1 pseudogene is annotated in these 239 nt (G+C 42.3%); it reads left to right on the forward strand.

The window, feature by feature from the left end:
- Positions 1–7 precede the first annotated feature (7 nt).
- Positions 8–239 (forward strand): annotated as a pseudogene (gene pntA / locus V6256_RS15415) (Re/Si-specific NAD(P)(+) transhydrogenase subunit alpha); the annotation flags it as partial.

Raw genomic sequence — 239 nt, forward strand, 5'->3', positions numbered from 1 at the left:
TTAAGTAGAGGAAACAGAAGTAAGTACCACTGGTTACGCTAAAACAATGAGTGAAGGTAATCAAAAAGCGCAAGCTGAAATGATGGCTGAGCAAGCTAAAGATCTTGATATCATCATCACAACGGCTCTTATTCCAGGCAAACCGGCCCCTAAAATCAATTCTGAAGAGATGATTAAATCAATGAAACCAGGTAGCGGTATTGTTGATTTAGCAGCAGCCGCTGGCGGTTACGCAGCAT

It is taken from the genome of Psychromonas aquatilis (assembly GCF_038155185.1).
Classification (GTDB): Bacteria; Pseudomonadota; Gammaproteobacteria; order Enterobacterales; family Psychromonadaceae; genus Psychromonas; species Psychromonas aquatilis.